Raw genomic sequence first — 19,664 nt, 5'->3', positions numbered from 1 at the left:
CACGGACTGCTCCCCGCCCGGTACCCGGGAGACGCTGTCCTTGGGGCGCCCCTCGACTCGCCCCTCACCCCCAGAGGTCGTCACACCATGGCAGAACTCAACCGGCGCAGGTTCCTGCAGATAGCCGGCGGCACCACCGCCCTCGCGATGCTGAACGACAGCATCGCGCGGGCCGCCGCCATCCCGGCGCAGGGCACCACCGGCACCCTCCAGGACATCGAGCACATCGTCGTCCTCATGCAGGAGAACCGGTCCTTCGACCACTACTTCGGCGCGATGAAGGGCGTCCGGGGCTTCGGGGACCCGCGGCCCGTCCTCAAGGACAACGGCACCTCGGTCTTCCACCAGTCGAACGGGACCAAGGACATCCTGCCCTTCCACCCGCAGGTGGCCGACCTCGGCATGCAGTTCCTGGAGGGCCTGGACCACGACTGGGCCGGCGGCCACCAGGCGTACAACAACGGCAAGTACGACCAGTGGGTCCCCGCCAAGACCGCCACGACCATGTCGTACATGACGCGGAACGACATCCCGTTCCACTACGCCCTCGCCGACGCCTTCACCGTGTGCGACGCCTACCACTGCTCCTTCATCGGCGCCACCGACCCCAACCGCTACTACCTGTGGACCGGCCACACGGGCAACGACGGCACCGGCGGCGGCCCCGTCCTCGGCAACCAGGAGGCCGGCTACGGCTGGAAGACCTACCCCGAGCGCCTGGAGGCGGCCGGGATCTCCTGGAAGGTCTACCAGGACATCGGCGACGGCCTGAACGCCGCCGGTCACTGGGGCTGGATCAACGACGCCTTCCGCGGCAACTACGGCGACAACTCGCTGCTGTACTTCAACAGCTACCGCAACGCCCAGCCCGGCAGCCCCCTCTACGAGAAGGCCCGCACCGGCACGAACGCCAAGGCGGGCGAGGGCTACTTCGACCGGCTGCGCGCCGACGTGGTCAACGGCACCCTCCCGCAGGTCTCCTGGATCGCGGCCCCCGAGGCGTTCAGCGAGCACTCCAACTGGCCCACGAACTTCGGCGCCTGGTACATCTCCAAGGTCCTGGACGCCCTGACCGCGAACCCGGCGGTGTGGGCGAAGACCGCCCTCTTCCTCACCTACGACGAGAACGACGGCTTCTTCGACCACGTCGTCCCGCCCTACCCGCCGGCCTCCTCCGCCTGGGGCCTGTCCACCGCCGACGTCAAGGGCGACCTGTACGCCGGGGGCGGCGGCTACGCGGCCGGCCCCTACGGGCTCGGCCCCCGCGTCCCCATGATCGTGGTCTCGCCGTGGAGCAAGGGCGGCTACGTCTGCTCGGAGACCTTCGACCACACCTCCGTGATCCGCTTCATCGAGAAGCGCTTCGGAGTCCGCGAGCCCCATATCTCCCCCTGGCGGCGGGCCGTCTGCGGCGACCTGACCTCCGCCTTCGACTTCACCCGGGCCGACACCGCCCCCGCCGCGCTGCCCTCCACGGCCGGATACGTCCCGCCGGACAAGGACCGCCACCCCTCCTACCGGCCCACCCCGCCGGCCACCGGCAGCCTGCCCGCGCAGGAGCCCGGCTCCAAGCCCACGCGCGCCCTCGGCTACGTCCCGTACGTGGACGGCGCCCGTACCGTCTCCACCGGCACATTCACCCTGACCTTCGCGTCCGGCCCGAACCTGGGCGCCCACTTCCACAGCACTTCGGGCAACCGTACGGACGGCCCCTGGCCCTACAGCGTCGAGGCGGGCAAGACCCTCTCGGACACCTGGTCCACCAGCGGCTCCACCGGCAACCGGATCGACCTCACGGTCTGGGGCCCCAACGGCTTCCTGCGCACCTGGCGGGGCCCGGCCAAGAAGGCCGGCCCCGAGGTGACCGCCCGGCACGCCACCTCCACCGGCAACCTCGCCCTGACCCTCACCAACGGCGGCACGACCGCGGCCGACCTCACGGTGAGCAACGCCTACGGCGGCACCCCCCGCACCCTGCGCGTCCCCGCGGGCGGCACCGTCACGCACACCGTGGACCTCGGCGCCACGGGCCGCTGGTACGACGTGACGGTGGTCTCCGCCGCCGACTCCGGCTTCCTGCGGCGCTTCGCGGGCCATGTGGAGACCGGCGCCCCCGGCGTTTCCGACCCGGCGATCCGCACCGCCTGAGCAGGAAAAAACCCCGTGGGGTACGAGAAGGATCTCGTACCCCACAGGGTCGGAAGGGTGAGTGACGGGACTTGAACCCGCGGCCACCTGGACCACAACCAGGTGCTCTACCAACTGAGCTACACCCACCACGAAGGGCGGCGGACCGCCCGTCGGTGTGCATGCACAGCATAGCCGATCAGAGGGGTGGTCCCGCGACGCCTTATCCGGCCGCCCCGCTCCCGGCAAGGGCGGCGGCGGGCCGGGCCGGGAAGCCGTCCCGTCGGCGGACCGCCCGGGGCGACGGCGGCCGCGGCGGAGCCGGCCGTCCCGCGGCCCGCCGGGCACCTCTTCGCCGGCCCGCGCCGCGGGGGTCGCCGTACCGCTGTCCGCGCCACGCCCGGTGCACCGTACGGAGCCGCTCCCGCGCGGAATCCCGACCGGCGCGGCCGCTGCGCTCGCGGCACGGCTCACGGCAGGATCCCCCGTATGACCGATGACCCGAACGCAGCCGGCCCCGCCCCCTTCACCGCGGCGGACTACGCCGCCCGGATGGCCGCGGCCGCGCGGAGCGCCGCCGACGCGGGGCTGGCCGGGCTGCTGATCTCGCCCGGACCCGACCTCACCCACCTCACCGGCTACCGGCCCACCGCCGAGACCGAGCGGCTGACCCTGCTGGTGCTCGCCGCCGGACAGGACCCGGTGCTGATCGTTCCCGCGCTGGAGGCCCCGGACGCGGCCCTGGCCCCCGGTGCCTCCGCGCTCACCCTGCGGGACTGGGCCGACGGGAAGGACCCGTACGCCGTGACCGCGCCGCTGCTGGACTTCCGCGGCCGCTTCGGGGTCAGCGACAACACCTGGGCCCTGCATCTCCTCGGCCTCCAGCGGGAGTTGCCCAACAGCTCCTACGCCGCCCTCACCGACTGCCTGCCCATGCTGCGCGCCGTCAAGGACGAGCGGGAGCTGGAGCGCCTGGCCGCCGCGGGAGCCGCCGCCGACGCCGCCTACGCGCAGATCCTGCACCTGCCCTTCGCGGACCGCCGCGAGACCGACGTCGCCGCCGACCTCGCCGCACTGCTGCGCGCGCACGGGCACTCCCAGGTGGACTTCACGGTCGTCGGCTCCGGGCCCAACGGCGCCAACCCGCACCACGAGGCGGGCGAGCGCGTCATCCGCCACGGCGACATGGTCGTCCTCGACTTCGGCGGCCTGCGCTTCGGCTATGGCTCGGACATCTCCCGTACCGTGCACGTCGGCGAGCCCACCGCCGAGGAGCAGCGGGTCCACGACATCGTCCGCGAGGCCCACCAGGCCGGCTTCGCGGCCGTCCGCCCCGGGGCCGCCTGCCAGGAGGTGGACCGGGCGGCCCGCGCGGTGATCACCGAATTCGGCTACGGGGACCGCTTCATCCACCGCACCGGCCACGGCATCGGCGTCACCACCCACGAGCCCCCGTACATGGTCGAGGGCGAGGAGCAGCCCCTCGTCCCCGGCATGTGCTTCTCCGTGGAGCCGGGCATCTACCTCCCGGGCCGCTTCGGCGTCCGCATCGAGGACATCGTCACGGTCACCCCCGACGGCGGCCGCCGCCTCAACAACGCACCGCGCGAACTGGCCGTCGTCGGGTAGACCGGGCGGGGCGGCCGTCAGGGGCCGAGGATCACCGGCGATTCGGGTGGGAGGTGGAGGCGGCCGGCCGGGTCCGGGTGGTCCACCGGGGCCCAGGAGGCCAGGACGCGGACGCCGTTGCGGCCCAGGGCGATCGTCACCGGCCGGGGGGAGAGGTTCACCGCCACCCGGACGTCGCCGCGCCGGAAGGTCAGCCAGCGGCGCTCCTCGTCGTACGCGACCCGGACCGCGGCCAGGTCCGGGTCGCGCAGGTCCGGGTGGGTGCGGCGGAGCGCCACCAGGGTGCGGTACCAGTCCAGCAGCCGGGCGTGGCCCTCCTGGCCCGGCTCCGACCAGTCCAGGCAGGAGCGGTCCCGGGTCGCCGGGTCCTGCGGGTCGGGGATCTCCTCGGCCTTCCAGCCGTGCTCCGCGAACTCCCGGCGGCGGCCGGTGCGGACGGCCTCCGCGAGCTCCGGGTCGGGGTGGTCGGTGAAGTACTGCCAGGGGGTGCGGGCACCCCACTCCTCGCCCATGAACAGCATCGGCACGAAGGGCCCGGTCAGCGTCAGCGCCGCCGCGCACGCCAGCAGCCCGGGGGAGAGCGAGGCGGAGAGCCGGTCACCGAGGGCCCGGTTGCCGATCTGGTCGTGCGTCTGGGAGTAGCCGAGGAAGCGGTGCGCCGGGGTCCGGCGGCGGTCCACCGGGCGGCCGTGCGTCCGGCCCCGGAAGGAGGACCAGGTCCCGTCGTGGAAGAAGCCCCGGGTCAGCGTCTTGGCCAGCGCGGCCGTCGGCGCCTGCGCGAAATCGGCGTAGTAGCCCTGGGACTCACCGGTCAGCGCGCAGTGCAGCGCGTGGTGGAAGTCGTCGTTCCACTGCGCGTGCAGGCCCAGCCCCCCGGCGGCGCGCGGGGTGGTCGTCCGCGGGTCGCAGCGGTCGGACTCCGCGATCAGGAACAGCGGCCGGCCGGTCTCCGCGGCCAGCGCGTCCACCGCCGCCGACAGCTCCTCCAGGAAGGTCAGCGCCCGCTCGTCCGCCAGCGCGTGCACCGCGTCGAGCCGCAGCCCGTCGAGGCCGAAGTCGCGCAGCCAGGACAGCGCGCTGCCCAGCAGGTACGCGCGCACCTCGTCGGAGCCGGGCGCGTCCAGGTTCACCGCCGAACCCCACGGCGTGTGGTGGGTGTCGGTGAAGTACGGGCCGAACGCGGGCAGATGGTTGCCGGACGGGCCGAGGTGGTTGTGCACCACGTCGAGGACCACGCCCAGCCCGGCCGCGTGCGCGGCGGCCGTGAACCGGGCCAGCCCCGCCGGGCCGCCGTACGGTTCGTGCACCGCCCAGGGCGCGACCCCGTCGTACCCCCAGCCGTGCCGGCCGGAGAACGGGCACACCGGCATCAGCTCCACGTGCGTGACCCCGAGGGAGGCGAGGTGGCCGAGGCGGGCCGCCGCCGCGTCGAAGGTGCCCTCGGGGGTGAAGGTGCCGATGTGCAGCTCGTACAGGACCGCGTCCTGGAGCGGGCGGCCCGCCCCGACCCCCGGCGGCGGGGCGAGCGCGTCCAGGTCGACCACCGCCGACAGCCCGTCGGGGCCGTCCGGGAGCCGCCGGCCGCGCGGATCGGGCCGCGGGACGGGATCGTCGTCGAGCAGGAACCCGTAGCGGCTGCCGTCCCGGGCCGGGGCCCGCACCGTCCACCAGCCGTCCCGGTCCGGATCGCGTCCCATCTCGTACGTCGCGCCGTCGAGCCGCACGGCGACCCGGTCCCTCAGCGGTGCCCAGACCTCGAACTGCACGGACGCGTCCCCTCGTCTCCGGCGGTGTCCAGCATGCTCCAGCATGCGTATCCTGCCCATCATTCCGGGCGGGGCGGGGGAGTTCTGGACACTCCGCCCCCGACGGGCCGACAATCACCCTGTGACGTCGAGTTTCGAACTTCCCGCCTTCCCCGCGCCGCGTCTGTCCGACGCCGAACGGGACCGCGCCGTGAGCCAGCTCAGGGAGGGCGCGGCCGTCGGCAAACTGTCCCACGACACCTTCCTGCGCCGGATGGAACTCGCCCTGGTGGCCCGCCGTTCCGAGGACCTGGCGGCCCTCACCGCGGACCTCCAGACACGGGAGACCGCCGAAAGCCCGTGGACCCGTCGGCTGTTCGGCTGGGTCGGCCGGGCCTCGGCGGTGTCCGCGGGCGTCCGCCGCGCCTGGCACGCCGAACGCCTTCCGAAGCTGCTGCTGCCGCACCCGGGCGGGACGGCCCTGCGCATCGGGCGCGACCCGGGCAACGGGCTGCGGCTCAGCCACGAGACCGTCTCCCGGGCGCACGCGGAACTCCGGATGCGTGACGGCACCTGGGTCCTCACCGACCTCGGCTCCACGAACGGCACCACGGTCAACGGCCGCCGCGTGACGGGCTCGGCGGTGGTCCGGGACGGGGACCAGGTCGGCTTCGGCCATATGACGTTCCGCCTGTCGTCGAGCTGACGGGCTCCCGCCGGGCGCCGGGCTGCCGGGTCGCCGGGTCGCTGGGCCGGGCCCCGCGGCCGTCGTCGGGCTAGGCCCCGCGGCCGGCCGCCACGAGGCGGTCGTAGGCCGCCAGGACCGTGCGCGACTGGTGCGCCACCTGGGCCTCCAGCGGGACCCAGCGGGCCTCGAAGCGGGTCGCGAACTCCTCGCACCACCGCGTCACCAGCCGGTCCAGGCCGGGGGCCGCCGGATGGTCCCGGGCGCGCAGCACCCGCAGCAGCATCGCCGCCGCGCGCAGCGACAGCCGCCGCCCGAAGGCGTCGACGCTGGCCACATACGCCGCCGTGGCCTCCGCCGGAGCGCCGGCGCCCGTCCATTCGACGGCGATACGGGGGATCAGCGCGAGCGTCCAGTCCACCGCGCGCAGCAGCGCCGCCCCGGCCGGGTCCGGGGCCGGGCGGGTGTGCTCCCGGGCCGCCCCCACGAGCGCGGCGTCCGCCGTGAGCCGCCCGGCCAGCACCCGCAGGGCCCCGCGCGGGTCGGGGTGCGGGGCCGGGTCGTCCACCAGGTCGGAGGCCCACATGGGGACTTCGACGATCGCGGTGGTACCGGCGTACCGGTGGGCGTGGTACCAGGTGCTGAGCCGGGTGTCCTCCGGGTGGAAGGAGCCCGCGGCCTCGTTCCCCGGCTGCGGGATGACGAAGATCCCCGGGCCGGGGGAGAGCCAGCCGGCCGCGTCCGAGGCACCGTTCTCCACCGGGATCCGGGAGGCGGCGGCCGAGGCGGCGAAGGGCTCGGCGAGACCGGGTATGTCCCGGGTGAGCTGCACCCAGGACCCGCCGAGGTCGGTGGCGTGCAGGGAGACCTGGAGCACGGGCCGCAGCTCGTCGATGAGCGCGGTCAGGGCCAGGGTCTCGGGCGGGAGCCGGTCCGCGGGCAGTAAAGACGGCGCCCACTCGGGCTGTTCGGGACCGGGCGGCCGGAAGAAGGAGCGGTGGTAGTCCAGCAGCGAGCCGGGGCGGGGGGTGCGGTGCAGGTCGGCGCCGTCCGGGTCGGCGCAGAGCAGGAAGTGCCAGCCGCACCCGACGCGCGGCGCGGGCTCATGCAGCAGACGCCGCGCGAGCGCGAGCGCGGTGGCCCCGCCGACGGGCTCATTGGCATGCGCCCCGGCCACAACGAGCACGTTGCGCACCGGGGGCGGGGGCGGGGGCGGGTGCGGGCCCCCGGGGGCTCCGGGGGTCTCGGCGGTTCCGGGGGTCCCGGGGGCTCCGGAGGTCCTGGGGGTCCCGGAGGTCTCGGCGGCCCTGGGGGTCCAGGAGGTCCCGGTTCCGGCGGTTCCGGGGGTCCCGGGGGTCCCGGAGGTCCTGGGGGTCCCGGAGGTCTCGGCGGCCCTGGAGGTCCAGGAGGTCCCGGTTCCGGCGGTTCCGGGGGTCCCGAGGGTTCCGGGGGCCTGGGAATCCCCGGAGGTCTCGGGGGCGAAGTTCGCCCCGGAAGTCCCGGGAGTCCCGGAGACCCTGGGGGTCCCGGAGACCTCGGGGGTCCCGGGGACCCTGGGGGTCCCAGCGATACGCCAGGCACCCGGGGCAGCTGGGGCCTGAGCCGCATCGAAGATGCCAGGGGCCCGGGCCGCACTCGGGGCGGCAGGGGTCTCGGCCGTATCCGGGGCGGCCGGGGCCTGAGCCGCATCGAAGATGCCAGGGGCCCAGGCCGCACTCGGGGCGGCAGGGGCCTCGCCCGCATCCAGGGCGGCAGGGGCCTCGGCCAGATCCAGGGCGCCAGGGGCCCTGGCCGCATCCAGGGCGGCAGGGGCCTCAGCCGTATCCGGGGCGCCAGGAGCCTGGGCCGCATCCAGGGCGGCAGGGGTCTCGGCCGCATCCGGGGCGCCAGGGGCCCTGGCCGCACTCGGGGCGGCAGGGGTCTCGGCCGCATCCAGGGCGCCAGGGGCCCTGGACGCATCCGGGGCGTCCGGGGGCCGGGCTCCATCCGGGGTGCCAGAGGTTTCAGCCGCTTCCGGGCCCCCGAGGCCCCCCGGTCCGGCCGTTTCCGGCGTCCCCGGCGCCGTCGGCGCCTCCGGCCGGCCCGTCGCCACCGGGGCGACCGACAGGAGCCAGAGGGGGCGGCCCGAGCGGGAGGTGCCGGCCTGGCGGAGGCGGGCCTCGCCGGGGTGTGCGTCCGCCAGGGCGCGGGCGGCGAGCCCGAGCTCCTGCGGGGTGGGGTAGTGCGTGTCACGGAGAGGAGTCACAGGGGATGCCATGCCCGCCCCGCGCACCCCCTACTGCTGCGCGGGCCACCCACTTGACGTGGCCCGCGCCGCGCGCGCCCCCGCCGTCAGGCGCGCACCCAGAGCCCGACCGGACGGCCCGCCAGCAGCGCCGCCACCGGGACCGGGCCGGAGTACGGGGCGGTGGGAGCGTCGGCCCCTCCGGTCAGCGGTACGGGGTGCCACGCGCCCGGCGGCAGTGCCAGGCGGGTGTCCCGCCAGCCGCCCGCGCCGGCCAGCCGGTGCGACAGCCGGGTGGCCGCCACCAGCAGCCCGGGACCGCGCGTGAAGGCCACGAGATGCTCGGCCGCCGGCCCCTCGGCCGTCACCGGGGTGTAGCCGCGGAACAGCTCCGGGCGGTCCCGCCGCAGCCGCAGCAGAGCGGCGGTCAGGGCCAGCTTCTCCTCGGCCGGGCCCTCCGCCGCCGCGCCGCCGTCCAGCCGGGCCAGCTCCCCGGCGGGGAAGTACGCGGGCCGCCGGTTGTCCGGGTCCACCAGCGCCCGGTACTCGGTCTCCGCGCCCTGGTACACCTCCGGCACCCCCGGCATCGCCAGGTGCAGCAGCGCCATCCCGAGGAGGTTCGCGCGGGCCGCCTCCGCCAGCTCCGGCGGCAGGTCGAGCGGGGTGCGGGCGTACGCGGGCACGGCCGCCTCGTAGTCCGCGTCGGGCTCGGTCCAGCTGGTGCGCAGGGCGGCCTCGCGCACGGCCTTGAGCAGGGCGTCGGCCAGCCGGGGCACGGCCTCGGGGACGGGGCCCAGGCCCAGCGCGGTCTGCCGGGCCGTCCATGCCAGGTGCGGGTCGGCGCCCTCGGGGCGGCCCATCGCCTCCGGCGCCTGGGACAGCGCCGAGATCCGGGCCCGGACGTCCGCACTGCGCTTGGTGTCGTGCGTGGAGAGCACCGTCCCGCTCGCGGGCCAGTCCCGCTCCAGCTCGGCGCAGTACGCGTGGAACTCCGCGGGCGCCACCGCGGGTCGGCCCGGCTCGCCGCCGACCTCGGTGGCCGACAGCAGGGGCGCGTACCGGTAGAAGGCCCGGTCCTCCAGGGACTTGGCGCGCAGGGCCGCCGAGGTCTGGGCGAAGCGGGCGGCGAAGGCCGGATCCCGCAGGAGCAGTTCCCGTACGGCGGCCACCGCGGCCGGACCGGTCTCGCGGGCCGCCCGCTCCCGGGCGCTGCGCGGCAGTTCGCTCTCGCCGGGGTACGGGCGGTAGACCGGGTAGGCGATCAGCAACTCGCGGACGGCCGGCGCCAGTTCCGGGCCGGACCACCGCTCCAGGGTGTCCAGTTCGGCGGAGAGGTCGCCGGTCAGCACCTCGCGGGCGGCGGCCTCGGCCGTTCCGTCCCAGGAGGGCAGGCCGGTGAACTTCACGTACTGCGCGGCCAGTTCGGTGGCGCCCTCCGGGTCGGCGAAGACCCCGTCCACCCGGTGCAGGGCGTCGTAGCCGGTGGTGCCCGCGACCGGCCAGGCGGAGGGCAGCCGCTCCTCGCGGGCCAGGATCTTCTCCACCACCACCCAGCAGTGCTCGCCCGCGGCCGCCCGGAGCCGGCGGAGGTACTGCTCCGGGTCGGCCAGGCCGTCCACGTGGTCGATCCGCAGCCCCTGCGCGACGCCGTCGCGGACCAGCTCCAGCACCTTCGCGTGGGTGGCGGTGAACACCTCCGGGTCCTCGACGCGGACCCCGATCAGGTCCGAGATGGTGAAGAATCGCCGGTAGTTCAGCGCCTTGGTGCCCTCCCGCCACCAGGCCGGCCGGTACCACTGCGCGGCCAGCAGCTCGGGCAGCGGCAGCCCGGCGGTGCCCTCGCGCAGCGGGAACTCCAGCTCGCCGTGGCGCAGGACCCCGCCCTCGGCGCGCAGCTCATGGGCGTCCGCCGGGCCGCCGAGCAGTGGCAGTACGACCTGCCCGCCGCCCGCCTCCCAGTCGATGTCGAACCAGCGGGCGTACGGCGAGGCCGGGCCCTCGCGCAGGACCTCCCACAGGGGGTGGTTCAGCCGGAGCGGGGTCGGTACGGCCATATGGTTCGGCACGATGTCCAGGACCAGCCCGAGCCCGTGCGCGCGGGCCGTGGCGGAGAGGGCCCGCAGGCCGTTCTCGCCGCCGAGCTCGTCCCGTACGCGGGAGTGGTCGGTGACGTCGTAGCCGTGCGTCGAGCCGGGCGCGGCCTCCAGGACGGGGGAGAGGTGCAGATGCGACACGCCGAGCGAGGCGAGGTGGGGCACGGCCGCCTCGGCGGCCGCGAAGGGGAACTCCGGACGCAGCTGGAGGCGGTAGGTCGACGCCGGGGTGCGGGGCGGCGGGGCGGCGGGGGTCGGACGCTGCTGGCTCATGAGAACGTACGTACCCAGCCTGGCCGCCTTCTGTCCCTCGGCCCACGCATCCGGGTGACCGCGACGGTCCCGGGAGCCGGGGCGGGACGGCTCGCGCCGCCCGCCCCGGCTGCCCTCACGCCGGGCGCTGCAGGAGGACCAGGCAGCGGCCCGCCAGCGGGACCCGGTCGCCCGCCGCGTACTGCGAGCCCGAACCCGGCGGCAGCACCTCCGGGCGGGAGGTGTCCACCACCAGCCGCCACTGCGCGCCGTGCCCCGCCGGGATCGTGAACTCCTGCGGCTCGGCCGCCGCGTTGAACATCAGCAGGAAGGAATCGTCCGTGATCCGCTCCCCGCGGCTGCCCGGCTCCGAGATCGCCTCGCCGTTGAGGAACACGGTCAGCGCCCGCGCGTGCTGCGCCTGCCAGTCCCGCGCCCGCATCTCCTCCCCGTGCGGGGTGAACCAGGCGATGTCGGACAGCTCGTCGTGGGTGCCCTCCACCGGCCGCCCGTGGAAGAACCGGCGGCGCCGGAACACCGGGTGGTCGCGCCGCAGCCACACCATCTGCCGGGTGAACTCCAGCAGCGCCGGGGCCGGTTTGCCGGGCTCCGGCCAGCCCACCCACGACAGCTCGTTGTCCTGGCAGTAGGCGTTGTTGTTGCCGCCCTGCGTCCGGCCGAACTCGTCGCCGTGGCTGAGCATCGGCACCCCCTGCGACAGCAGCAGGGTGGCCATGAAGTTGCGCATCTGGCGCTCGCGCAGCGCCAGCACCTCCGGATCCTCCGTCGGCCCCTCCACCCCGCAGTTCCAGGACCGGTTGTGGCTCTCGCCGTCCCGGTTGCCCTCCCGGTTGGCCTCGTTGTGCTTCTCGTTGTACGAGACGAGGTCGTTCAGGGTGAACCCGTCGTGGCAGGTGGTGAAGTTGATCGACGCCAGCGGGCGCCGGCCGTCGTCCTGGTAGAGGTCCGAGGAGCCCGTCAGCCGCCCCGCGAACTCCGCCAGGGTGCGCGGCTGCCCGCGCCACAGGTCCCGTACGGTGTCGCGGTACTTGCCGTTCCACTCCGTCCACAGCGGCGGGAAGTTGCCCACCTGGTAGCCGCCCTCGCCCAGGTCCCACGGCTCCGCGATCAGCTTCACCTGGCTGACCACCGGATCCTGCTGCACCAGGTCGAAGAAGGACGAGAGCCGGTCCACCTCGTGGAACTGCCGGGCCAGGGTCGCGGCCAGGTCGAAGCGGAAGCCGTCCACATGCATCTCGGTGACCCAGTAGCGCAGCGAGTCCATGATCAGCTGGAGCACGTGCGGGGACCGCATCAGCAGCGAGTTCCCGGTGCCGGTGGTGTCCATGTAGTGCCGCTGGTCGTCCGTGAGCCGGTAGTACGAGGCGTTGTCCAGCCCCCGGAAGGACAGGGTCGGGCCCAGGTGGTTGCCCTCGGCGGTGTGGTTGTAGACCACGTCGAGGATCACCTCGATCCCCGCCTCGTGCAGGGCCCGGACCGCCGACTTGAACTCCAGCACCTGCTGGCCGCGGTCGCCCGAGGCGTAGCCGTTGTGCGGGGCGAAGAAGCCGATCGTGTTGTAGCCCCAGTAGTTGCTCAGCCCGTCGTTGGCCAGCCGGTGGTCATGGACGAACTGGTGGACGGGCATCAGCTCCAGCGCCGTCACGCCCAGCTTGGTGAGGTGGCCGATGACCGCCGGATGGGCGAGCGCGCCGTACGTACCGCGCAGTTCCTCGGGCAGCTCGGGATGACGCATGGTCAGCCCCTTGACGTGCGCCTCGTACAGCACGGTGTGGTGGTACTCGTGGCGCGGCGGCCGGTCGTTGGCCCAGTCGAAGTACGGATTGACCACGACCGAACTCATGGTGTGCGGGGCGGAGTCCAGGTCGTTGCGCGAGTCGGGGCGGCCGAAGTGGTAGCCGTACACCTGCTCGCCCCAGTCGACGCTGCCGCTGATGGCCCGCGCGTACGGGTCGAGCAGCAGCTTGGCCGCGTTGCAGCGCAGCCCGCGCTCGGGCTCGTACGGGCCGTGCACCCGGAAGCCGTAGCGCTGGCCGGGCATGATGCCCGGCAGGTAGGCGTGCCGGACGAAGGCGTCCGTCTCACGCAGTTCGACGGCTGTCTCCGAGCCGTCGTCGTGCAGGAGGCACAGCTCGATACGTCGTGCGGCCTCGGAGTAGACCGCGAAATTGGTTCCGGCACCGTCATAGGTGGCGCCGAGGGGATACGCCTGTCCCGGCCAGACCTGCATGGGCAACGACTCTTCCCTGTCTCGGAGATGTCCCGGATCATCCGGCGTGGACCGCGTCACTGCCAGATCTTCCCCGAAAGTGGGGTCCCACGCGCGGACTTGGGAGTGGTCCTACCGGGTGACCCGCAGAGCCGATAGGCGGGTCAGCGGACTGTCCGCGCATCCGATAATGGGTCAATGGACAGTCCGTGTGCGGGCCATCGGGCTGCACCGGGCCGCGCGCGCGGGATACCCTTCCGTGATCACTGGAGACGGGCGTCCAGACGCAGAAGGCGGTGCACGGGTGAGCTCGGGAGGTCTGGAGCTTCCCCCTGGTGACAGCAGTCACGAGGGTGGTCCGGCGGACGCACCGGGCGGTGTTCCCGGCGGGGCGCCGTCGGGGGTCCCGGCCGGGGCGGTCTCCCTGGCGGGCGGACCGGGGGGACCGGGCGGGCCGGGCTCACCGGGCGGACCGGGCTCACCGGGCTCACCGGGCGAGAGCGGGGACGCGCGGCCCGGCGCCGAGCTGGACTGGGGCGCGGAGGCGTGGACCGAGGTCCGTACGCGGGCCCAGCGGGCCGGGCGCGCCTATATCTGGCTCAATCTGATCGAACAGCGGCTGCGCTCGGTCGTCGGCGCGGTGCTCCGGCCGATCTACGAGCCGGTGCACGGCGGGGACGACTGGGTGGTCGCCGCGGCCGGGCCCGCCGGGCAGGAGTGGGTCCAGCGGGCCGTCGCCGTGCGCGAGGTCAGCCGGCGCAAGGGCTACCTGCTGGATTCGGCCGACGACAACGTGCTGAGCTTCCTGACCCTGCCCCAGCTGCGGGAGCTGATGGTCCAGCACTGGCCGTGCTTCGAGCCGTACTTCGACGACCGGCGGGAGATCGAGCTCGCGCTCGACGAGCTGGAGGTCACCCGGAACGTGGTCTCCCGCAACCGGGCCCTGTCGCGGCCGGTGCTGGAGCAGGCCGAGCGGGCCTCGTCGCGGCTGCTGGAGGTACTGGGCGGGGGCGCGGGCAGCCCGGGCGCGGACCGGCTGCCGATCGACGCCGTCGAGGACCTGGTGGGCGACCGGTACGCGGACGTGGTCTCCGTCCACCCCGACCGGGTGCGGCTCCAGCGCAATCTGCCGGCCGAGGACCTGTTCGGGGGCGCGCGCCGGCTCGACGCCATCGGCATAGGGCTGAACCTGCTGGTCCAGAACTTCTCGGGGCGAAGACTCGTCCGGCTCACGGAGGCCGGCTGCCGGGTGCGGCTGCTCTTCCTGAATCCGGCGAGCAGCGCGGTCAAGCGGCGGGAACGGGAGCTGGGGCTGCGCAAGGGCGAGCTGAGCCGGTCGGTGGAGATGAACATCCTGCACGTGCGGCGGGTGCGGGCCGGGCTGCGCGACCCCTCGCGCTTCGAGATCCACGTCTTCGACGAGACACCGCGCTTCACCGCCTACCTGGTGGAGGGCCAGTCCTCGGGGATCGCGGTGGTCCAGTCGTACCTGCGGCGGGCGCGCGGCATGGAGTCGCCCGTGCTGGTGCTGCGGGGCGGCGGGCGCGGGGTGCCGAAGGACGCCGACCACGGGCTGTTCGCCACCTACCGGGAGGAGTTCGAGTCGATGTGGGAGGACTCGCGCCCGGTGTCGTGAGCGCGGCCGGAGGGGCCGGTCGTCCGGCTTGTCAGTGGCCCGTGGCAGGCTGAAACCCGTTGACCGAAGGTGTACGGGGGAGGGACACGGGGTGGAGGACCAGCGCGGTACGGGGGACTGGCACGGCCGGGTGCTGATCGGATTCGACCTGGAGACGACGGGCACGGAGCCGGGCGAGTCCCGGATCGTGACGGCGGCCGTGGTCGAGGTGCGGGACGGGATCGTGCGCGAGCGGCGCGGCTGGCTCGCGGATCCCGGGATACCGATCCCGGAGGAAGCCTCGGCCATCCACGGGATCAGTACGGAGCGGGCCGTCGCGGAGGGCCGCCCGGCGCGGGAGGTCGCGGAGGAGGTCGCGCGGGCGCTCGTCGGGCACTGGCGGGCGGGCGCGGTGGTCGTCGCGTACAACGCGGCCTTCGACCTGACCCTGCTCAGCGCCGAACTGGCCCGGCACGGGCTGCCGTCGCTGGCCGAGCGGCTGGGCGGGGCGCAGACCGGGCCGGTGGTGGACCCGCTGACCATAGACCGGGCCGTCGACCGCTACCGGCGCGGCAAGCGCACCCTGGAGGCGGTCTGCGGGGTGTACGGGGTGACCCTGGACGCCGCGCACGACGCGGGGGCGGACGCGCTGGCCGCCGTCCATGTGGCACGCGCCATAGCCGAACGCCACCCGGGCGTGGCCGCGCTCACCCCGGCCGACCTGCACGCCCAGCAGGGCACCTGGCACGCCCGCTGGGCCCGGGACTTCCAGTCCTACCTGCGCCGCCAGGGCACCCCGGACGCGGTGATCGACGGCGCCTGGCCGCTGCGGGCCCTCATACCGGCCTGATCCGGCGCGTCGGGGCGGGGAGCATCACGCCGCCGGATCCGCCTCGCCGAACTCGGCAGACTCGGCGTACTCCACGTGCAGCTCGCGGGCGTGCGGGCCGCCGGGGTCCAGGCGGGCGCAGCAGTGTCCGCGGCGGGCGGGATCGCGCCAGTGGGCCGGGCCGTTGTCGGCGATCTCGTGGAAGACCCCGGCGGTGCGCCGGAACGCCTTCGCGCTGCCCGTCAGGAACAGCGTCTCGGCATGTGTGTGCTCGACCAGTACGTCGCGACGGCCCGCGTGGTGCACCGTCGTACGGTCCGGCTCCGCCGCCGCCCGCGCGGGTGGGCTCATGGTGCGCCGGGTGCCCGGGCCGAGCCGGCGCCGGAGCTCCTTCCAGTGCGCCGGGGCGAACTGGAGTGTGTGGTGCAGCAGGACCAGGTCCAGGGGGCGGGGTCCTCCCGCCTCGGGGGAGCCGGTGCCGGGCGGGCGCAGTGGCAGGTGGACCAGCGTGCGCGGGGAGGCGGCCGCCAGGTGCCACAGCGCGGCGACGGTGCGGGCGGCGGCCTGGTCGAGGTACGCGTTCAGGTAGTGGCCGGTGTCCAGGAGCGCGGCGTGCTCCAGGGGCCGGGCGGGGCGGACCACCTGGTACGCGCGCGGGCCGAGCCGGGCGTGGTGGACCGTGACGGGGATGTCCATGGGACCTTGGTATCGGGGCGTCAGAAGGAGTGCCAGCGGATTTCCGGGTCGCCTTCGCGGAGCGAGGCCACGCGGCGGTGGAACTCGGAGCGGGCCCGGGGGTTGCCGGGAGCGTGCTGGGCCACCCAGGCGCAGCTCGCCGTCTCGCGCGCGCCGCGCAGGACCGCGCAGCCCTCCCACTCCCGCACGTCCCACCCGTACGCCGCCGTGAACGCCTCGTACTCCGCGGCGGGCAGGCCGTAGCGGTCGCGGGCGAGGGCCATCACCACCAGGTCGTGCTCCCGCAGATCGGCCGAGACGGTCTCCAGGTCGACCAGGACCGGGCCGTCCGGGCCCACGTGGACATTGCGGGGCAGGGCGTCGCCGTGGATCGGCCCCGGGGTCAGGTGCGGGGGCAGGGCCGCGATCCGTGCCGCGTACGCGTCCCCGCGCGCCCGCAGGTACGCGACGTCGGCCGGGTCCACCGCGTCCCCCGCCAGCCGCAGCCAGCGGTCGACACCCGCCAGCAGATCGCGTGCGGGCAGCGCGAACGGCGGCGCGGGCAGGGCGTGCACGGCCCGCAGCAGCACCGCCAGGTCCCCGGCCCCGGCGGGCCGGACCGCGTCCGGGAGCCGGTGCCAGACGGTCAGCGGATGCCCCTCCACCATCCGGGGCTCCGGCTCGGCCGCCCGCACCGCCGGGATCCCGCATTCCGCGAACCAGCCCGCCACCGCCAGTTCCCGCGCGGCCCGCTCCAGCAGGGCCGCCTCCCGGCCGACCTTGACCACCAGGTCCCCGACGGCGAACACGGCGTTCTCGCCGAGCGCGAGCAGCGCGGGGCCCGCGCCTCCGCCCGCCGCGAGACCGGCCGCGAGACCCGATGCCGTCAGTACGTCCCTGGCCCGCGCTTCGTCCATCCGGCTGTTCTACCACTGCCCGGCGCGGGCGGCGGCGCCGGTCAGAGCGGGTCCCCGAGCGGGCCGTGCTCCTCCTCCAGGTTCCGCGCCCAGTGCGCGGCGAAGTCCGGACGGCTGCCGTCCGCGTCGGTGAACCCGTACTCCTCGTAGAGCCCCCAGGTGGCCAGCGCGCGGCCCGACTTGGCCATGACCCCCGGGTCGGCGGCCAGGGCCGCGACGGCCCGCCCCAGATAGGCGGGGCTCTCGGAGTGGGCGAAGTCCGGGTCCTGCGCCACGCCGTCGCGCCAGTCGGCCTCGGTGACCCCGAAATGGTCCAGCATGGCCTCCGAGCGCAGGAAGCCGGGGGTGATCGCGACGGCGGCGATCCCGTGCGGCCTGAGCTCGGCCGCCTGCGCGACGGCGAGCCGGATCACGGAGGACTTCGCCAGGTCGTAGAAGAACGAGCCGCGGTAGCGGGCGGTGTTGCCGTCGGTGACCTCCACGACCAGCCCGCGCCCCCGGGCGACCATGAGCGGGAGCGCGTACCGGCTGGTGATGACATGGGTCTCCACCGCCTGCCGCACCAGCCGCAGGCCGCGGTCGAGGTCCTGCTCCCACAGCGGGTGCTCCCAGTCGGTCAGCGGATCGCCGCCCCACACGCAGTTCACCAGCACGTCGAGCCGCCCGTCCTGCTCGGCGGCGATCCGGCCGACGAGGGCGCGCACCTCCTCCTGGCTGCTGTGGTCCGTGCGGACCGGGATGCCCGTGCCCCCGGCGGCCGTGACGGCGGCGGCCGTCTGTTCGATGGTCTCCGGGCGGTCCAGGTCGGAGCGCCCGGCGGAGCTGCTGCGCCCGGTGACGTACACCGTCGCGCCGGCGGACCCGAGGGCGACGGCGATGCCCCGTCCGCCGCCGCGGGTGCCGCCGGCGACGAGGGCGACCTGTCCGGCCAGCGGGTGTGTCCCGGTCGTCATGTCTGCTCTGCCTCCTGCTCGGCGGGGTGGTCGTGGGGGGTGCCGGGAGCCGGCCGGCCCGGCGCGAGGTGGGGGCGCAGGACGGCGTCGAGCTCCTGCCGGATCCGCTCCGCCAGCCCGCCGTGGTGGTCGAGCGCCCAGCTCAGTCCGGCCCCGGTGGTGACGGCCCGTACGGTGCGGGCGAGCGCGGTCACCTCCGTGTCCGGGCGGAGCTCGCCCAGGGCCACGGCCTCCGTCAGCAGCTCCGTGACCGCCCGGTCCTGCGCGCGGTGCACGGTCAGGGCGTGGGCGCGCAGCTCCGGGTCGGTGAGGTCGGCGCACAGGAAGGCCAGGTGGTGGGCGAAGCTCTCCGGGGTGCCCATCCCGGCGGCGGAGTCCGTGGCGAGGGCGGTCAGCGCGCCGAGCGCGGACCCGCCGGTGCCGCGCACCCGTCCGGCCGCCTCGCCCGCCTCCCGCGCGGACAGCCCGGCCAGCGCCAGCAGCAGACCGCGCTTGGAGCCGAAGCGCTGCACCAGAGTGCCGGGGACGAGGCCCACCTCGCGGGCCACGGCGGCCAGGGTGAACCCGGCGGGCCCGACCCGGCCCATGACCCGCGCGGTCGCGCGCAGGATCACCTCGTCCTCGACACCGCGAGGGCGTGCCACGTGCGCCCACCTCCCGTCGTTCATAAATGACTGTTCATTCATTAAACCCGGAGCCCGCGCCCCGCGGCAAGCCCGCCCCGGGCGCCGCCGGCGGGTGGTGGCTTCCGCCCGGCGGCCCGATGCTGGAGTGGTGGTTGGAGTGGTGGGTGCCGAACGCGACGGACGCGCGGGCCGCGGCCCCGGCACGGTGGCGCGGCGCGCGATCCGCACCACCCTCGCCGCATGCGGCGGCTTCTACCTGTTCCTCTACGGGCTGGACCAGCCCGTGGCGGCCACCTACGCCCTCTTCGGCGTCGTCTCCATGGCCGCCCTCTCCCATATCCCGGGCACCGGGCGCCAGCGGGCCGCCGTCATGGTGCGGACCACCCCCGCGATCTGGCTGCTGGTGACCGCCGGCACCTTCCTCGCCGTACGGACCTGGGCCGCCGTCGCCGGCATGCTCGTGATCGGCTTCCTGCTCGCCTTCGTCGCCGCGGCCGGGCCCCGCGCCGCCGGGGCCACCCCCGGGCTGCAACTGCTGTACATCATGCCGAGCTTTCCGCCCTACCTCCCCGACACCCTCGGCCAGCGGCTCCTGGGCGTGACCGCCGGGCTGGCCCTGCTGGTCCTCGCCGAGCTGTTCGTGCTGCCCGAGCCGCGCGGCCCCACCTACCGGCGGATCGCCGCCGAGGCGGGCACGGTCGCCGTGCGCTGCGCCGCCGAGCTGAACCGGCCGCCCTACACCCTCTCCGCCGCCACGGTGGCCGCCGTCCACGCCGCCGGGGAGTCGCTGCGCCCGCTGCGCGTGGACGAGGCCGACCGGCCCGCGGGGCCCGGCCTGCACGACCGGGCCCTCTCGCACGCGGGGCTGGCCGTCCGTACCCTCCTGGGCCGGCTGCTGCATCTGCCCGCGCCCCCGCCGGGCAAGGCCCCGCTGCCGCCCGGCCAGGATCTGCTGGACGCCGTCGGCCGGGCCGTCGCCGAGACCTCCGCCCTGCTGTCCGGCACCGGCGACGCCGCCGACGAGGCCACGGCGCTGCGCCGGCTGCGCGAGGAGGCCGCCGTCC

13 protein-coding genes, 1 tRNA gene and 1 pseudogene are annotated in these 19,664 nt (G+C 75.1%); 6 read left to right on the top strand and 9 right to left on the bottom strand.

The window, feature by feature from the left end:
- Positions 1-87: 87 nt before the first annotated feature.
- Positions 88-2,148, top strand: a complete 2,061-nt coding sequence (locus ABZ873_RS27965; RefSeq protein WP_360877399.1) for a phosphocholine-specific phospholipase C — start codon at positions 88-90, stop codon at positions 2,146-2,148.
- A 56-nt stretch (positions 2,149-2,204) separates the two neighbouring features.
- On the opposite strand, the gene ABZ873_RS27960 is transcribed toward ABZ873_RS27965, so the two are convergent.
- Positions 2,205-2,277 (bottom strand) — tRNA-His (locus tag ABZ873_RS27960).
- A 339-nt stretch (positions 2,278-2,616) separates the two neighbouring features.
- Here ABZ873_RS27960 and ABZ873_RS27955 point away from each other — a divergent pair.
- Entirely contained in the window at positions 2,617-3,756 is a 1,140-nt protein-coding gene (locus tag ABZ873_RS27955; RefSeq protein WP_360877395.1) for an aminopeptidase P family protein, read from the top strand.
- Positions 3,757-3,773: 17 nt separating this feature from the next.
- Here the strand turns inward: ABZ873_RS27955 and treZ are convergent, their stop codons facing one another.
- Positions 3,774-5,522 carry a malto-oligosyltrehalose trehalohydrolase gene (treZ, locus tag ABZ873_RS27950; RefSeq protein WP_360877392.1) on the bottom strand — a complete coding sequence of 583 codons (1,749 nt, stop codon included), beginning with the start codon at positions 5,520-5,522 and terminating at the stop codon, positions 3,774-3,776.
- A 121-nt stretch (positions 5,523-5,643) separates the two neighbouring features.
- Between treZ and ABZ873_RS27945 the strand changes: the two genes are divergently transcribed.
- Positions 5,644-6,207, top strand: a complete 564-nt coding sequence (locus ABZ873_RS27945; protein ID WP_360877389.1) for a DUF1707 and FHA domain-containing protein — start codon at positions 5,644-5,646, stop codon at positions 6,205-6,207.
- A 70-nt stretch (positions 6,208-6,277) separates the two neighbouring features.
- Here ABZ873_RS27945 and ABZ873_RS27940 read toward each other — a convergent pair whose 3' ends face one another.
- The 3 genes from ABZ873_RS27940 to glgX form a co-directional block, all read right to left on the bottom strand.
- Positions 6,278-7,381, bottom strand: a complete 1,104-nt coding sequence (locus tag ABZ873_RS27940; RefSeq protein ID WP_360877386.1) for a M14 family zinc carboxypeptidase — start codon at positions 7,379-7,381, stop codon at positions 6,278-6,280.
- 1,136 nt (positions 7,382-8,517) lie between these two features.
- Positions 8,518-10,776, bottom strand: coding sequence for a malto-oligosyltrehalose synthase (gene treY / locus ABZ873_RS27935; RefSeq protein ID WP_360877383.1), 2,259 nt, complete (start codon positions 10,774-10,776; stop codon positions 8,518-8,520).
- 115 nt (positions 10,777-10,891) lie between these two features.
- Entirely contained in the window at positions 10,892-13,006 is a 2,115-nt protein-coding gene (glgX, locus tag ABZ873_RS27930) for a glycogen debranching protein GlgX (protein ID WP_360877433.1), read from the bottom strand.
- A gap of 283 nt (positions 13,007-13,289) precedes the next feature.
- Here glgX and ABZ873_RS27925 point away from each other — a divergent pair, with 283 nt between their 5' ends.
- The gene (locus ABZ873_RS27925) at positions 13,290-14,621 is read left to right on the top strand and encodes an SAV2148 family HEPN domain-containing protein (RefSeq protein WP_360877380.1); all 1,332 of its coding nucleotides are present in this window, start codon (positions 13,290-13,292) and stop codon (positions 14,619-14,621) included.
- A gap of 91 nt (positions 14,622-14,712) precedes the next feature.
- Complete coding sequence (locus tag ABZ873_RS27920; RefSeq protein WP_360877377.1) at positions 14,713-15,450, top strand: 3'-5' exonuclease; 738 nt, start codon at positions 14,713-14,715, stop codon at positions 15,448-15,450.
- Positions 15,451-15,474: 24 nt separating this feature from the next.
- Here ABZ873_RS27920 and ABZ873_RS27915 read toward each other — a convergent pair whose 3' ends face one another.
- From ABZ873_RS27915 to ABZ873_RS27900, 4 genes are read right to left on the bottom strand one after another with little or no spacing between them, the layout of a single operon-like run.
- Positions 15,475-16,125 (bottom strand): hypothetical protein, encoded by a 651-nt coding sequence (locus ABZ873_RS27915; protein WP_360877374.1) that lies wholly within the window; start codon positions 16,123-16,125, stop codon positions 15,475-15,477.
- A 20-nt stretch (positions 16,126-16,145) separates the two neighbouring features.
- Positions 16,146-17,021, bottom strand: coding sequence for an aminoglycoside phosphotransferase family protein (locus ABZ873_RS27910; RefSeq protein WP_360877371.1), 876 nt, complete (start codon positions 17,019-17,021; stop codon positions 16,146-16,148).
- Between the two features lie 41 nt (positions 17,022-17,062).
- Positions 17,063-17,974 (bottom strand): SDR family oxidoreductase, encoded by a 912-nt coding sequence (locus ABZ873_RS27905; protein ID WP_360877368.1) that lies wholly within the window; start codon positions 17,972-17,974, stop codon positions 17,063-17,065.
- The gene (locus ABZ873_RS27900) at positions 17,971-18,618 is read right to left on the bottom strand and encodes a helix-turn-helix domain-containing protein (RefSeq protein ID WP_360877365.1); all 648 of its coding nucleotides are present in this window, start codon (positions 18,616-18,618) and stop codon (positions 17,971-17,973) included. Before ABZ873_RS27900 ends, ABZ873_RS27905 begins: the two co-directional genes overlap by 4 nt.
- Positions 18,619-18,760: 142 nt before the next feature.
- On the opposite strand from ABZ873_RS27900, the pseudogene ABZ873_RS27895 reads away from it, so the two are divergent.
- Positions 18,761-19,664, top strand: a pseudogene (locus ABZ873_RS27895) (FUSC family protein); the annotation flags it as partial.

Source organism: Streptomyces sp. NPDC047014, assembly GCF_040644195.1.
Lineage (GTDB): Bacteria > Actinomycetota > Actinomycetes > Streptomycetales > Streptomycetaceae > Streptomyces.
Note: the sequence above shows the minus strand (reverse complement) of the source record. Positions and strands in the feature narration are given on the sequence as shown.